The 15427-nt window shown below is 58.2% G+C and carries 14 protein-coding genes; 8 read left to right on the forward strand and 6 right to left on the reverse strand.

From position 1 onward, the window contains the following. Nucleotides 1-27: 27 nt before the first annotated feature. The 3 genes from mutL to G0D83_RS32875 all read right to left on the reverse strand — a co-directional run bounded on the left by mutL (nucleotide 28) and on the right by G0D83_RS32875 (nucleotide 3232). Nucleotides 28-1704: a DNA mismatch repair endonuclease MutL gene (gene mutL, locus G0D83_RS25295; protein ID WP_164197343.1), complete on the reverse strand. Its 1677-nt coding sequence runs from the start codon at nucleotides 1702-1704 to the stop codon at nucleotides 28-30. Nucleotides 1705-1738: 34 nt separating this feature from the next. Beyond that, nucleotides 1739-2512: a hypothetical protein gene (locus G0D83_RS25300; protein ID WP_164197344.1), complete on the reverse strand. Its 774-nt coding sequence runs from the start codon at nucleotides 2510-2512 to the stop codon at nucleotides 1739-1741. 168 nt (nucleotides 2513-2680) lie between these two features. Further along, nucleotides 2681-3232: a GIY-YIG nuclease family protein gene (locus tag G0D83_RS32875; RefSeq protein ID WP_203595657.1), complete on the reverse strand. Its 552-nt coding sequence runs from the start codon at nucleotides 3230-3232 to the stop codon at nucleotides 2681-2683. An 80-nt stretch (nucleotides 3233-3312) separates the two neighbouring features. Here G0D83_RS32875 and G0D83_RS25310 point away from each other — a divergent pair, with 80 nt between their 5' ends. Next, nucleotides 3313-3885, forward strand: a complete 573-nt coding sequence (locus G0D83_RS25310) for a hypothetical protein (protein WP_164197345.1) — start codon at nucleotides 3313-3315, stop codon at nucleotides 3883-3885. A gap of 19 nt (nucleotides 3886-3904) precedes the next feature. Here G0D83_RS25310 and G0D83_RS25315 read toward each other — a convergent pair whose 3' ends face one another. From G0D83_RS25315 to G0D83_RS25325, 3 genes are all read right to left on the reverse strand, one after another. Further along, complete coding sequence (locus G0D83_RS25315; RefSeq protein ID WP_164197346.1) at nucleotides 3905-5131, reverse strand: hypothetical protein; 1227 nt, start codon at nucleotides 5129-5131, stop codon at nucleotides 3905-3907. 79 nt (nucleotides 5132-5210) lie between these two features. Next, nucleotides 5211-6068, reverse strand: a complete 858-nt coding sequence (locus G0D83_RS25320) for a hypothetical protein (protein WP_164197347.1) — start codon at nucleotides 6066-6068, stop codon at nucleotides 5211-5213. 34 nt (nucleotides 6069-6102) lie between these two features. Beyond that, a complete protein-coding gene (locus G0D83_RS25325) occupies nucleotides 6103-7122 on the reverse strand; it encodes a hypothetical protein (RefSeq protein ID WP_164197348.1) in 1020 nt (339 codons plus the stop codon). Nucleotides 7123-7240: 118 nt separating this feature from the next. Here G0D83_RS25325 and G0D83_RS25330 point away from each other — a divergent pair, with 118 nt between their 5' ends. The 7 genes from G0D83_RS25330 to G0D83_RS25360 all read left to right on the forward strand — a co-directional run bounded on the left by G0D83_RS25330 (nucleotide 7241) and on the right by G0D83_RS25360 (nucleotide 15406). Beyond that, nucleotides 7241-7522 carry a hypothetical protein gene (locus G0D83_RS25330; RefSeq protein ID WP_164197349.1) on the forward strand — a complete coding sequence of 94 codons (282 nt, stop codon included), beginning with the start codon at nucleotides 7241-7243 and terminating at the stop codon, nucleotides 7520-7522. Beyond that, nucleotides 7519-9420 carry an ATP-binding protein gene (locus G0D83_RS25335; protein ID WP_164197350.1) on the forward strand — a complete coding sequence of 634 codons (1902 nt, stop codon included), beginning with the start codon at nucleotides 7519-7521 and terminating at the stop codon, nucleotides 9418-9420. The genes G0D83_RS25330 and G0D83_RS25335 overlap by 4 nt, the downstream gene beginning before the upstream one ends. Before the next feature lie 7 nt (nucleotides 9421-9427). Further along, nucleotides 9428-10450, forward strand: coding sequence for a metallophosphoesterase (locus G0D83_RS25340; RefSeq protein ID WP_164197351.1), 1023 nt, complete (start codon nucleotides 9428-9430; stop codon nucleotides 10448-10450). Continuing rightward, complete coding sequence (locus G0D83_RS25345; RefSeq protein WP_164197352.1) at nucleotides 10450-11481, forward strand: hypothetical protein; 1032 nt, start codon at nucleotides 10450-10452, stop codon at nucleotides 11479-11481. The genes G0D83_RS25340 and G0D83_RS25345 overlap by 1 nt, the downstream gene beginning before the upstream one ends. A 108-nt stretch (nucleotides 11482-11589) precedes the next feature. Continuing rightward, nucleotides 11590-13719, forward strand: a complete 2130-nt coding sequence (locus G0D83_RS25350) for a class I SAM-dependent DNA methyltransferase (protein ID WP_164197353.1) — start codon at nucleotides 11590-11592, stop codon at nucleotides 13717-13719. Beyond that, a complete protein-coding gene (locus G0D83_RS25355; RefSeq protein ID WP_164197354.1) occupies nucleotides 13716-15020 on the forward strand; it encodes a restriction endonuclease subunit S in 1305 nt (434 codons plus the stop codon). Before G0D83_RS25350 ends, G0D83_RS25355 begins: the two co-directional genes overlap by 4 nt. Then, nucleotides 15017-15406: a hypothetical protein gene (locus G0D83_RS25360; RefSeq protein WP_164197355.1), complete on the forward strand. Its 390-nt coding sequence runs from the start codon at nucleotides 15017-15019 to the stop codon at nucleotides 15404-15406. Before G0D83_RS25355 ends, G0D83_RS25360 begins: the two co-directional genes overlap by 4 nt. Nucleotides 15407-15427 lie beyond the last annotated feature (21 nt).

Genomic DNA, 15427 nt, shown 5'->3' on the forward strand with positions numbered 1-15427 from the left:
AGATTTCCTTGCGAGCTAGGTTCCCAGTCAGGCAGCTCTGTCAAATAGCCCGAGAAGTCCCTCGTGAGACACCCGGTGGATGGTAGGCCGCCCGTGGTTGCACGTTGCCGATCTCGGCCAGGCCTCCATGAGGCGCAGGAAGCTGAACATCTGGTCCATGGTCAACTTGGTTCCGTTCTTGATGGCTTGCTTGCAGGCCTTGTTGGCGAGGTCGTAAGCAAGCCTGCGGATCACATCTGCGCTGGGCACCTGGTCTGAAAGAGCGCGGACCAGGGCAGAGGGATCGAGTGAGGCGCCATTGAGAACCGGAGCGGAGACGAGGTAGGTTTCCCCATCCTCATGGCTGAGCTCGATGCCCAGGTGCATCAGTTCGGGCTCGATCTCCTCCAGACGTACTTGGGTGGCAACATCATCTGCCAGCAAAATTGGCTGCCGCAGGCGGTGCGACGAAAAATCAGGATTCTCGTTGCGTTGAAGCATGCGCTCCATAAGGATTTTCTCGTGGGCGGCGTGCTGGTCGATGATGATGAGGCCATCCTTCGCCTCGGACAGAATGAAGCCATTGCGGTATTGGCCTATGGGGCGCCCCAGTGGCCCGCATTCCGCAGCGAGGTCCACGGCTTCTCCTCCGATCATTCCCATGCCACCTTCGACAGCATGTTGCAGAGCGCCGCCGCCGTCGGAAGAACTCAGCTCGGCAATGATGGCTTGCTCAAGCGCGGCCTGGAACCCTGACCCGTCGCGGAAGACGACGGAGCGCTTCTGGGGGTGCGCGTTGTAGTTCACGTTGCGTGTTTCCAGTGCCGGCGACAAGGACAGCACATAGGCGAACTCACGGTTGCCAATCGAGTAGAGGCTTCGCCATACCCGCTTGATGGCCTGCTCGACTTCTGGCGCCGACACCAGGAATTGCCCAACCTGGCATACCTTGTTGCGCTCAGATGCCCGTGCGCCTGGCTGAAGCGGAGTGATGAAACCGCTGAACGTCCACGCTTCGTCGCCCACATCGAATTGAACGTCGACCTGGGTTGCCTGATCGATGAAGTCCTGACCGAGCACATCCGAGCATCGATCAGCCAGGGAAGATGCCTCGAAGACTTCCACGTGGGTCTTGGCCTTCTCGTCGGTAAGCCGGAAGGAAATTTCAGGATGTAGGACCGCCACGCGCTGGACGTAGGTCTTCACTCGGGCGACATCACTACGCGGGGTGCCTAGTTGGGCCCGGCGTGCGGGAATGCGTGCGAAGAGGTACCCAATGCTGATCTCGGTTCCCAAAGGCCCGCGTGCCGGTGTGGGCTGGTCAGCGGGGACGCCATTCACGATGGAGATTGTATGCGCATGGTCACATGCTGCCGTTCGGGAGGTGATGGCCACATCCGCAGCACGTGAGATTGCATAAAGGGCCTCACCCCTGAAGCCGATGTTTCGGGGGTGAATGGCCTCGCCTGTTGTCTTCGTTTTCGACGAGTAGTGCCGCATCCACGACACCGAAAGATCGTCGGCATTCATGCCCCGGCCGTTGTCACGGATCTTGAGCCCGTCTTGGCCGCCGGAGCGCATGCTGATCTCGATTTCCGTCGCACCAGCGTCGATTGCGTTCTCGACGACCTCTTTGACAACAGAAACCGGCCTGTCCACCGCCTCGGAGGCGGCGAGAATTTCGATTACATCGGGGGAGAGCTGCTCGATAAGTCTTCGTGTCATGATGACCGAAGACTACTCTCCTCCGTTTAACACATCATTTCGTCATGGCTTTGGGAAACTTGATGATTTTGGCGACTGGGAAGCGGTCTTCACGGTCCTGGAGATCTTCCTTGAGCAGGCGGATCATCGACTCGAACCAGGTTTCACCAAGATCGTTGTCATCTCCGGGCAGGCGCGACTGGGGATACTTGCAGTCCTTGATCGCCACGAACATCGGGTCGATGGCGAGCAGATAGTCGACGACCGCTTGGTCGTCGAGGAAATCACAGCGGCTGAAAAGGCCACTATGATCACGGCGAAGGCTTGCAGCACCCGTCCAGCGGTTGGTGAGGTCAGCTGCCATCCCCTTCCGGAAGGGATCGGTGATAACGCCCAGGTCTTTCAGGAACTGATGCGCCGCCTGATCATAGAAGAAATAGAACAGGGCATAGAGGGCACTGGTTTCACGGGTTACGGGGAAGTCGCCGGAGTCGACCACTTTGCTGAGCGCCTGGGCGACCAGGTAGCCAACCTTATAGGAGGCCGAGTGTGCGTCATCCACGGCACCGTCCGCGGAGATCAGCACAAGGCTCTCTTCGGGGACGTTGAAGTCGGTTTCTTCGACCACGAGGTCACCGAAGGGCATGTTGTGTTCGACTTCGTAATCATCGTGGTACGCGATGAAGGTGCTCACATGCGGAGACGAGAGGTGCGCGACCTCAAGCGGAATGATGGCTTTGAACATACGCTGAACAAGGGTGTCCTCGGCGCCGCCGACTTCCTCGATCGAGCCTTCCCAGAACAGGTGCTTAAGGTTGGTACCCTTCATTTGATCCGCCTCACTTGTTATTGGATGCATACGATTTGTGAGCCAGTTTCTAGCGGCTGTGAGGTGATCGAGAAACCGCCGGTTTGTAAGATTTTTGCGTCGAAATACTACTTACGAGGACATAATTTTGACACAGAAAGGCCGCCGGAAAACTCCATTCCGCGGGTGTTAATTACGTAGATTTACGTACGAGGATATACGACCTATCCATTCGGGTAGGTCGTTAAAATCTAAGGATTGGAGGAGGTTACCCGAAAATGCGCAAAATACGAGAAAAATGACGCCGATCAGCACCAGGACCTTGGTGAATGTGGCTCGCGCAAATTTATCACGATCCGCACATCTTACAATTATCTGTCTTGCGCGGCCTGAACTGACCGAAAAGAACTCGCGCCGCCGATTCACCCGGTGCCGTTTCAAGGCCTCGTGGGCGGCGCGTTCGACGCCGACCGCATCTCTCACCTTCACGCAAAAGGCGACCTTGAACGGGAGTGCAACTCCTGTCGTCGAGGAAAGTTCCCGAGCCCGTGCTTTGGGAGTGCGGCCCGTCGATCCGATCTTCACGATTCCCGGCATGGCTGGGTTGGTGAGCACATAGACATAGCCAGCCGCGCTCTTGGCACGAGCTCGGACTCGGGACTTGGGCTTGTGACCTGGTGGTCTTCTGGCTTTCGCGCGTGACATCACGTCGTAGGTGGCGGTGGACGCTGAAATCGTCATTAATGTGGATAGGGAAGATGTTGACACTATCCTTGAGGGAGTGTAGCTCTATTCTTAAATAAAATAGGGCACCTAAATTCATGCAGTCGAGTATTAAGCTTCGCCGTGTCGACGAACTCATTGATCGTCTGGAGGAGATCGTCGCGAGTGACATTGCCGGGATCATTTCAATTCCGCTCTTCGCCAAGGATGCGAGGCAGACCGTTGAAGGCAGACAACTGGAGATGGCTGACGACCTGAAACGCAAGGCAGACGCTTTGCGGATGATCGGTGTCCTGGAGGTGGCGCGCAAGAAGCTGTTCATCTCGTCCGGCATTGTCGAACTCGAATGTCAGAAGACGGTAGCCAGCCGATGGGTTGAGCAGGCGCGCAAGATCCTGGAAGCGATCGAAAAGGCGGAAGACCAGACGCTTCCCTTCTTCGATGACCCCGGTCTGGCTGACGGAGTCGAGATGCAGTTTGCGGGACTGTCGGCAGAAGAAATCGAACGGGTTCGCGCGAAAATCGAGAATGGTCAAAGCGGCCTGGCAGCGCTTGATGAGCGTATCGAGGATGCCTGGAATGCCGCCCAGATCGATATCTCGGATTCCGATCTGGACCTACTCCAGGATCTCATGCCTAACTACGTGCGACAGCACCTGCAGGCGGCATGACCCTGAGGGGCATCGCCCCTCACATTTTGGCAGCGGGCGCGGCGGCTTCCATTTCGGGGCCCTGCGTCTGCTCCGCGGTCATCGACTGACCATCATGACGGATCACCACCTGTTCATCGTCGTTGTTCACGCGCATGGTGATCTGTGCAACGGCATCCTTGGCGACCTGGCACTGCAAGGCCATGAGTTTCTCGACGTCTGATAGGCCACGCGCGATATGCGCAGCTTGAATTTTCACGCAGTTTTCCGTGGCCGCCTCAGCGATCTCTTGAAGAGACCCGGTTTTTTGACCCGACAGTGCAACCATGGCTGCAAAGGAGATCGGGCTGCTGATATCCCGCTCGATCTCCACGTGAGCTTCACTGATCTCAACCTTGTCCATGTGGCCGGTGTCCTGATCAACGAGATAGGCTGAAGACTTCTCGGCACCTCCAAATGAAGCAAAGGCCATCATGGCGAGAGCGCTCACGCCGACTGCAAGGCGCACGGATTTTTTCGACAGGAACTTTGCGATCGACGACAGGGGTCCGGTGGCCTTGCGGTCCTTACGGGGCTTTTTGACGTGGTAATCGCTCGCGGTGACTGTAGGTGCCATGTCTACGCCGCTGAAGTGCATTCTCACGGTGTCTGGCCCATGGCGCAGTTCCATGAGAAGATCAGGTCGGCCCTCGCCTGGCTCACCCATGGCGGCCGCATAGGCCAGAGCATCGATCCTGGCGGCATTGAGTTGGCTGCGCATGGTGACCTGCATCTGCGGCAGGATGCTATCGATGTCGACTGCGTTCTTCGCGTTCTCGTAATTTCCGGCATCCCCGAAAAGGTAATCCGGCGTCTGTCGCAATGCCTTGATCCGGCTGGGAGGAACAGCAGAAGACTGCAGCAGGTTCATGTCGGTGATGTCGCGGGTTACTTTGAGGACGCCTTCGCCCATGTGAAGATAGTCGCGGATACCATCGCGGTGAACCATGTGGATATCACCGTCATCGCTGACGTGTCCGACGACCTCCGTGAGGTGGTCGGTTGACGGCTGCGAGCAGAAGCCGCGCATCAAATCCGGGGCTGGCAGGAAGTCACCCTGATCGGGCGCGATATACCCTTCGTCTCGGCAACGGACATTGAACGCATCCTGATCTTCGTCGGCCTCCATGTTGGGGGCGAGGTGGGCGCGCACGTCCGCTGAAATCAGGTCAACGCGCTGAAGCACGCGGATATCATCATTGATTTGTGCATCATCGTGCTCTGACATGTCGGAAACTCCCTTTTCGAAAGAGCTGCGCGGAGGACTTGCAAGAGACCAGTTTCCTGCCAATCCTCGCGCTCCTGCGTTACTCGTAGCGGCCCCCTGCCGGGTTCCAGGTCAATTTCCTGACCCCGCCCTCGGGAGAGTTCGTCACCAGTGTTTTCAGACGGGTCTCATCAACCTCTCGACTGACGGCAATGTCAGAGGCTCCGATCCGGAAGGAGGCAAAGGGCGGGGCGTCGATGGCTTTGAAAATCATCACGATCGACTGCTCGAAGGTCGGATGGGTAATTTTCAGGAAGTATTCAGGGGTCCCGTCATAGTTCAGGTCAGCCCCGGCGATCTCGATCTTGGGCGACACTCCTGTTGAGGACATGATCAGATATGTATCTCCAGGCATCGAGCGATTGAGAATGCTTTCGAGCCGGTCTTCTTCGCCGCGGGCGGAAAACATCTCCGAGGCATCCTGCCAGGGCATAAGGTCCCCATAGGAGGACAGATCGGCCGCATACCGCTCTCCGGTCCATGTGAGGGTGACCTGCGTGGCTGACCGGCCAAGAGACTCTGAAATCACCAGATCACGCCAGGCGCCTTCGTCGGCATCTTCGAGGCTGATACTGGCGCCGTAGTACTCCCCAACCTGTTTCCACCCTGTCTTCTCGTCGTAGGCGGCGATCACATACCTGCAGGAGGAGACGTCGTTGCATCTGGTCCCATCTCGCAAAATGACCTCGTTGGTGCCGGAGCCATTCAGGTCGACCACCGAGTGGTAGATACCGGTGGCGGGGACAATGTCACCGGTGACATGTTCGTATATGCCTTTCATTTCCTGCCAGCGCCCGAGCTTTGGAACGAGAGCTTCGGCCGCCGATACGGCTGTTGCGGCCGTGAGGCTGGTGGCTGCCATCGCAAGCGAGAAGAGGAGGGGGGACTTCAGTTTCATGGTGAGACCTCTCTTAAATTTTATTGCTGGGGGATCACGCGCAGAATGCGCCGCCGCCGCCCATGAGGGTGGCCATGACCGCGCAGGAGACAGGCTGTGCGTTAACCAGAGCCACGCCGCCAACGATGTGGGTTAGGCCGGAGCCCAAGCTTGCTTGTTTGCCGCCATCGGCCGTATCCTTGAGGATAAGCAGGCCGCGCACAAAAGCGATGAGGCCGAAAGGGATCAAGGACAGGAAGGCGACTTGCATGATGAGCAGGTAGCGCGCCTCGGAATCCAGGGCGCTCGACCCGGCGTCAGTGGCGTAGCTCATCGCGGTGAGAGTGATGCCGGTAAAGTGGCTCACGTCCTGACTGGGGAGCCCGAAAGAGGCCCCGATGACCTCCATCACCAGGAAGATGTTTACCAGCGCGATACCCACTGTGAATTTCGCGGCGATGGCCCCGAAGGTCTGCTGCCTTGCCTGCGGGTTGTTCAGGTTGGCAAGCCCGACCATTGCATTGCCCACGAGCACGATCCCCAGCAGAACCGAGATGCCCATCACCAGCGTCGAGAGCGGACCTGCGGCATTGAGGGCAAAGTTGCCGGCCAGCGCCATGATACTGTCGGCGCCGAGCGCGCCATTGGCAGCCCCAACCGAGTCTTGAATCCCGAAATCCCACATTCCGCCGAAGCCAGCCGTTGCGAGGCCCATCATCAGCGTGGACGGCATTGCAACTAGGAAGGTGCCTGCCGCGAGCGTCAGCAAGCTGCCACTCAGCGCGTTGGGGGCTCCCCCCTGGTTGTCGGACACTTTCATCAATTGCATGAGAGCCCGCGCGAAGAGGTAGATACCAATCACGAAGCAGGCGGCCATGACGAAGGTGATGACTTGCGCAACCGTGCTTTCCTGAAGCACGCAGAACATGCCCCCAAGAGTGCTGCTGCTGCACGATTGGAAGGCCCCGCCTGCACCCTCTTCCTCTGCAGCCGCCACAAGAGTGGGGGTCAAACCAAGCAGGATAGATGAGACCACTGTTTGCGCCACGAACGGCGAGTTCTGGAAAATCTTCATGGGGCACCGATGCATATTCTGTTCACCATGTAGGCACGAAGATTATTCATGGGTTTTCGGAAATGTTGACAAAGAATAGTTATATGGATAATCTGATCGAGAAATAAGGATGGACCCGATGGCAAACGACGCCAAGATCACCGAACTCGAAGGCCTGAAGGCCAAGCACCGTGACCTCGAACGTCAAAAGATGGCCGCAGATGCGGAGATCTCCCAGCACAAGCGGACCCTGGCGGAGCTGATCAAGGAGATGAAGGACAAATTCGGCGTGGAGACCGTCGAAGACCTTCGGAATCTCTATGAAGAGTTGCAGGAGGAGGACGCCAAGAAGATCGCGGAGTTCCGCGGTCAGATCGAGGCAATCACCGAAAGTCTGGCAGCTCTCCAGGAGGACGCATGACCCGAGTTCGTCCGTCTCTCGGCAGGCTGAAGCCTCGCGGGTCGGCGATCGGCGCAGGCACATCTGCCGCTTCTACCGGGGTGTCCGCCCCTACTGATGATCGCCTGAACCAAGCGGGTGCTGATCTTGAGACCATGGGGCGCACAGTATCGCAAGTCCGCACCGAGCTCGCCAAGTCCGAGGGCCGCCGAGAGACGCTGCAAAGGCGCCTCGATCAGCTGACACAGGACGTCGGGAAGGCTAAGGGGCGCGAACTGCTCAAAGGGGACGTCGACGCCTTCCTTCAGGATCTGCAGGCCTCGCTGCACAAGAAATCGGTGGGCAGCTATGAGCGCCTTTTGACCGCTCTGGCGCACGACGTTCTGAAATCGGGCGACGAGATCGGTCTCGATCTCTACACGGAGCGCGGGCTTCCGGCGCTGGATATTTTCGTGCGCGCCGGTGATCACCGGGAAGACATCCTGAACGGCTGCGGCGGTTCGATGACCAACGTCATCTCGCTCGGGCTTCGGATGATCGCCACCGTTCGCTCGGGCATGCGCAAGTTCGTCGCCCTTGATGAGCCGGATTGCTGGATCGCTCCTTCGCGGGTCCCGAATTTCTATGGTGTGATCGACGACCTGGGGCAGAAGCTCGACGTCCAGTCGCTCCTCATCAGCCACCATGCGCTTGAGCTGATGCCCGAGGGTTTTGCGATTTCCCGCCTCTACAAGGACGGGAACCGCATCATCTGCCAAAACGATCCGAAATCGGACGCGTGGGCGGAGGACCAAGTAGGCATTCGTCGTCTGCGGATGGTGAGCTTCATGAGCCATGAAGACACCGAAGTGCGTCTGGCGCCGGGAACGACTGCGATCATCGGCGACAACCACATCGGCAAATCCTGTGTCATCCGCGCACTGCGGGCCGTGACCTACGGTGAGATCTCGGATGCCGATATCCGCCATGGGTGCAAGAACGTTGCCGTGGAGATCGAGATCGAAGGCGGCCGCGTCGTCAAGCTGACCCGGCAACCGGGCCGCAACCCGGTCAACGAGTGGACCCTCGAGGACCTGGAAGGCAACGTGCTGACGGACGCAGACACCAACACTGAATTCCGCTCCGGTGGCCGCTCGGCGCCGGACTGGGTTGGCAAAGTCACGGGCATCCAGAAGTTCGAAGGTCTGGAGCACCAGCTTTCGCACCAGAAGTTCCCGGTGTTCCTGATGGGGGAGAAGGCCTCCACACGCGCAAGCGTCCTGTCGATCGGTCGGGAGTCCGGCTACGCCCAGAAGATGATTGAGCGCCAGCGGCAGAAATCGCGTGCCGATGCTGACCTGATCAAGCGCGGCGAGATCGAAGTGAACGAGATTCAGGAACAACTCCTAAAGCTGCACGCCTACCAGGAACTCGCAAAGGACCTCGATGCAGTCGAGGAAGGGCTCACCAGCCTCCGCGGCCGGCATGATCAGACAATTGCTGCCCACGGCCTCATGGCGCAGTGCTCCGAGCTGGAAGCGCGTCTTGCCAGGGCCGAGCCGGTAGCGGCGGCACTGGGCGCTCTGCCGACCGAGTTTCCCTCGATTGAGGCGAATGTCGAGAAGCGGCGTGAAATCACCCGTATTGGAAGCCAAATCGCCGGTATCGAAAAGCGCCTCGGCGAGGCTGTCCGGATCAGCGAAGCGATGCCTGACGAATTGCCGACAGTGCCGGAACTGGCTGATCTGGGCGAAATCCGCGGCATCCTGCGAACCCTTCAGGGTGTGACGATTTCCAACAGTGAAGCAACCAAGCGTGCTGCCAGGCTGTCGGGAGAGCTCGAGGAGGTCGACCGCAAGATCGCCGCAGCAATCGAAGACGCCGGGCATGTCTGCCCGCTCTGCAACAACAACATCGAGCACAGCCATGACATCCTCTGAAGAAACCATGATCGCAAACTCTGAAAATGTCGCCGAACTGAAGCTCGAGACCGGAGCCTCCGGATTCCTCTTCGTTGGTGATCCGCACGTGAGTGTTCGTCGTCCGGGCCGGCGCAAGGACGACGACTATCAGACGACGATCCTCAACAAGCTGGCGGAGGCGGTTCGCATCGCCAACGACCACAACTACGTCATGGTCATCCTGGGTGATCTTCTGGATGAGCCAGTGCCGGGCAGCGAAAGTCTGAAAAACCGTCTGATCCGGATCCTGAAATCCGCACGCTTCAAGGTCGTCAACCTTCTGGGCAACCATGAGCGCACCCATGCCAAGCTGAGCGACGATGACACCCTGTCCCTGCTCGAAAGCTCCGGTGCGTTCGATCTGATCAAGCAAACCGGCCCGTACGGCGTTTTCGATTTCGAGGGCACCCGTATCGGGCTCGGGGGCACCCCGTACGGAGAGGACATCCCCACCGACGTGAGCGGAATGTTCCCGGACTGCAAAAGCGTGGTGTGGATCACGCACCATGACCTTGCCTTCGAAGGTGCATATCCCGGTTCCCGCCCGCTGCACGAGATCAAGGGCTGCAAGCTGGCCGTGAACGGGCACATGCACCTGATGAAGAAGATCCGCCGCGAGGGCGAGACCACCTGGTTCAACCCCGGCAACATCACCCGTCAGGCCGTTGACGCCATGGAGCACATCCCGCGGGTGTGGGGTTTCGACCGCAATGGCAAAATCGAGCCTTTTGATCTGACGCACCGAAAGGATGCCTTCGATCTCACAGGTCGCCTGATCTCGAGCATCATGGAAGACAGTGCGCCCGAGGAAGAGGGGTCGATGGAGAGTGTCTTCGTGCAGCTCATCCAGGTCGAGGAGAGTGCAGACTTCTCCAAGACCGACGATGGCACTGTGATCCGCGAGCAGATGGAAACGCTCTTCGACGAGAGCAACACCGATACCAAGGTGCGCAGCCTTGTGGTTGGCCTTCTGAACGAGGTCGTGGAAAGCGAGAAGGCGGCAGCGTGATGAGTGAGATCGGCGACATCTTCGAAAGCTTCGTGGTGAACCTGCCTTCGAAGGAAGAGCGGGCGGCAAAGCGCCAAGCTGGGTACGATTGGACAAAGTCGAACCTGGTGCGCGCGAATGCCATTCAAGCGAGAAAGCCGGGAAAGGAGGCGGTCCGCTTCAACCTGTTGTCGATCGAGTCCTGGCTGGCAGTCGCCAACCTCGCGGGAGTGCCGTATATTCGCGCTCATATGCTCGATGCATTCCCGTCCGAACGGTTCTGGGAAGCCCTGGATAACGAGCCTGAGGCGTCGGCCGCGTTCGACACGTTCCACGATCGCGTCGTATCCCTACTGCAGGATACCGAGATGCTTCGGATGGAGCACGTGACACCGGCAGAGGTCAAGAGCGTGATGTCGCAAGGGCAGGCGATGACTCAAGGCTTGTTCGAGGACATCGAGGGCAAGCGCATATTCTTCCTTTTCGAGGACCGTTTCCTTTCGACCTTCAGAGACACCGGCGAGGACATGGTGCGGGCCTATGCGCGCCCGATCGAGACTCCACGGAAAATCGCCGGGAGCTTCCGTGGCGAGGAGGGGAGTTGGCCGGCAGAATTCAGAGTCTTCGTCGAAAACGGCAAGATCGTAGGCATCTCGAACTACTATGTTCAGGTCGCGATGGACCCGGAGGAGTATGCGCCACTGGCGAAGGCCGCAGTCGATCACGCCCAGCGCATCCTCAACACGATGGAAGAATTCAGGATCGGCGTCGGGAGCTATGCGCTCTGCCCAGACATGCCCGAGGACGGCGCGGAGCTGAGCGATCGCCCATCATGGATGCCCGCCACCTGGGGGCATCAGGACTTCACGATGGACTTCATGGTGCTCGCCGACGGCACGGTCACATTCCTCGAGGGCGGGCCCGCAGGCATGGCCGCGGCCGACCCCTGCTGCTTCTTTCAGGAAGATCGCGAGGTTGGGGAGGATTTTCTGCATGGCGTGGTGTTCTCACAGACCGGGCCTGTCATGCCGCTGGCCGAGCTCACCGCTTGAGTCCGTTAACCCCTAATTTTCAATGAAACACATGTTCCAAGTCACGGCCCGACCTCGTACCTTAACGGGCAATACGGAATTGGATCTAGAGAACTCAGGAGACCGGCTTTGAGCCAGGATACTATCAACAACAACGCCACGTTCATTTGGTCCATTGCGGAACTGCTCCGGGGGGACTTTAAGCAATCGGAGTACGGCAAGATCGTACTTCCTCTCACGATTCTACGCCGCCTCGACTGTCTCCTGGAAAACACTAAGCAAGCCGTCCTCGATACCGCATCCGGCCTTCCTGAGGAGATGGATGAGCAGATGCGCATGACGATCTTGTCAGAGATCGCGGCCGCCGGAGGGCAGATTTACAACACCAGCCAGTTCACTTTCGCCACCTTACGCCAGCAGGACGCCGGGCAGCTGCGTAGCAATCTCGTGGACTATCTGACCGGTTTCAGCCCGAACGTGCGAGACATCTTCATTGAGAAATTCAAGCTCACTGAGATCCTGAAGGACCTCGACGACAAGGGCTCCCTCTGGATGGTCTTCGACAAGTTCTGTCAGTTGGCGATCCACCCGGAGAAGGTCTCAAACCTGGAGATGGGCTACCTCTTCGAGGAGTTGATCCGCCGCTTCTCGGAAATCTCCAACGAGACCGCCGGTGAACACTTCACGCCGCGCGAGGTGGTGCGCCTTCTGGTCGACCTACTCTTGGCAAATGACGATGAGGCCCTTTCCGGCAAGGGGATCATCCGCCGCGTCTATGACCCGGCCTGCGGCACAGGCGGAATGCTATCGGTGGCGGAAGAGGCGATGAAAGAGTTCAACTCCGCACTCAATGTTGATCTCTTCGGTCAGGAGTTGAACGGTGAGTCCTTCGCGATCTGCAAGTCCGACATGATGGTGAAAGGCCATGATGCGTCCCGGATTGCTTACGGAAACACACTGACCGATGATGCCCATGAGGGGGAGACCTTCCACTACATGCTCTCCAATCCTCCTTACGGCGTGGATTGGAAGAAATATGCCGCACCGATCAGGGAAGAGGCCGAGGACCTTGGCTTCGACGGTCGCTTTGGCGCGGGCCTCCCCCGAATTTCCGACGGACAACTGCTCTTCGTGCAGCACATGGTTTCGAAGATGCGCGATGACGAGAAAGGCTCTCGTGTTGGCATCGTTATGAACGGCTCCCCGCTTTTCACTGGCGGCCCTGGGTCCGGCGAAAGCGAGATCAGGCGGTGGCTACTGGAGAACGACTTGGTCGAGGCCATCATCGCGCTGCCGACCGACATCTTCTACAACACTGGCATCCAGACCTACATCTGGATCCTGTCGAACCGGAAGCCGGAGCAGCGCCGCGGGAAGGTGCAACTGATCGACGCGTCCGGTGAGCGCTTCTGGCAGTCCATGCGCAAGTCTCTGGGCTCTAAGCGTCGTGCCATCGGCGATGACGCGCGTGCCGAAATCGTGCGCATCTATGGCGAGTTCCTAAACGGGACCGCCGGCTACGGCGATGTATCCAAGACGTTCGACACTACGGATTTCGGCTACCGCGAGATCCGGGTGGAGCGCCCGCTTCGTTTGAAGTTCGAGGTCACTGAGGAAGGTCTGAACCGTCTTTCCGGGAGCAAGGCATTCAAGAAGCTGTCGCAGCTAGAACGATCCGATGTTATCGATACGCTTAAAGATGACTTGGCCGGACAGGTATTCATGAGTCGTGATGCCTTCCTAACGGCGATGGAAGAAGCATTCGAGCGGTTCAAAGCCATGACCACGAAGACCCCGGGTAAAACTGTGGGCCCGGCAACGCTTCAAGAGAATGTCTCTCAAGCAATGGAGCACATGGCCGAGAGCATCGATACCTTGTTTGGTGGGCGCAAGAAGACTTCGTTCTTGAAGGAGGCGATCGCTATCTTCGGAGAGACCGATCCCGAAGCTGAGATTTGCTTCGACTCCAAAGGGCGGCCTGAACCCGATCCGAAACTGCGTGACAATGAGCTAGTTCCCTTGTCCGAAGATTGGTTGGACTACTTTAAACGGGAAGTCCGCCCGTTCGTGTCTGACGCCTGGGTCGATGAAAACCATACTGATCAAACTGACGGCGGAGTTGGCCGGGTTGGCTTCGAGATCAACTTCAACCGGTATTTCTACCAGTACATCCCGCCCCGACCACTGGCGGAGATCGATGCGGAGCTGAAGACGTTGGAAGCTGAGATCGCCGGGCTGCTGAAAGAGGTGGTGGCATGAAGTTTGATGCGCACATTTTCTGGGCGCCGCAAATCGCAGCCGACTGGCAATGGCAACGTGTCGCGGAGAGCTTTAAGGTCATAAATGGCTTTCCGTTTGAATCGGAGCACTTCAATGTCAATGGTGTCGGCTTTCCGCTTGTCCGTATCCGGGATATTTTGAGCACAGATTTGCCTACAGCCTACGATGGCACGAACGGCCTGAATTGCGTCGTTCAAAATGAAGACATCGTGGTAGGCATGGACGGCGATTTCAACTGCGCATGGTGGTCCAAAGGAAATGCCCTACTCAATCAACGTGTCGCTGCGCTACGTGCCGTACCGACAGGCAAATTAGATCCCCGCTTTGCTTTCTATCAGATTCCTTACGGGCTGAAGGTCATCAACGATCTTACGCCTGCGAGCACCGTGAAACATTTGTCCTCCTACGACATAGCGGCGCTTCGTCTTCCGGCTCCGGACCTCCCCACCCAGAAACGGATCGCCGCCTTCCTCGACCGCGAGACCGCGCGGATTGATGAGCTGATCGCGCTGCGCACACGGTTCGAGGCAAAAGTTAAAGAAAGCCGGGAAGCCTTGATCGCGAGCCTACTTGTGGGCTTGCCTGAAGAAAATCAACGCCCATCAACAACCAATTGGCTTGAAAACCTACCATCACAAGTCGCACGAGAACGTGCCAAAGTTCACTTTCAAGAGCGTGTGCAACTTAGCGAGACGGGCGATGAAGAGCTCCTGACTGTTTCCCACCTCACAGGCGTCACAAGGCGATCCGAAAAAAACGTGAATATGATCATGGCCGAAAGCCATGAGGGCTATAAGCTTGTCCAGCCCAACGACCTCGTCATCAACACGATGTGGGCGTGGATGGGCGCGATGGGTGTTAGCAAGGAAGCTGGCCTTATAAGTCCAGCATATGGAATCTATCGCCCAACCAGTGGTAAATTATTGCCCGAGTATGTGGATCTTTTGGTGCGCTCCAAACCTTTTGTTGCCGAGGCGACACGGCGCAGCAAAGGTATCCACTCCTCCCGCCTACGTCTGTATCCGGATGCTTTCTTGGATATGCGATTGCCGGTGCCAACTCTGGAGCAACAGGATAGCATTTTGAAACAGATCGAGGCCCGGGCCACCCGCGAAGATACGCTTGTAGAAAAGAATGCGAAAGCGACAGAGCTGCTGCGCGAATACCGGACCGCCCTGATCACCGCCGCCGTCACCGGCCAGATCGACGTGGACACCTACGGCAAGGCGGGCACCACCTCGGAAACCCTCGACCGGATCGAAGAGGAGATGCAGGCATGAGCGAGACCATCAACGATTTGAAAGGCGCCGTGCGCGCCTTTCTAAGCGCCCACGCCCAGCCCGTCCCGGCCAAGACCGCGACAAGCAAGAAAGAGCATCTCGAGGTCTGGCACGTCGGTGCCCGTCGTCGCGCGCTCGGGGTGGAGTTCGACCATGACGGGCTGGTGAATTTCTGGGTCACGAGCCTGAACATGCCGCAAGGTCTGCCGCCCTCGGTCGAGGTGGTGCGCAAGACGCCAAAGGGCAAAGGCTGGACCGATGCCAATGGCGATGGCGCAAACAGCAATCTCAGCGGCTATGACGACTTCCGCACCCGCCCCATTGCCCGCCTCGGCGTCACCCGCATTGAAGACGCTAAAGCGATCCTTGATCACCTGAACCGCTGAATTCCCACAGAACATTTCGAG

Origin of the sequence: Salipiger sp. PrR003, from assembly GCF_010500785.1 — a bacterium.
Taxonomy (GTDB): domain Bacteria; phylum Pseudomonadota; class Alphaproteobacteria; order Rhodobacterales; family Rhodobacteraceae; genus Salipiger; species Salipiger pacificus_A.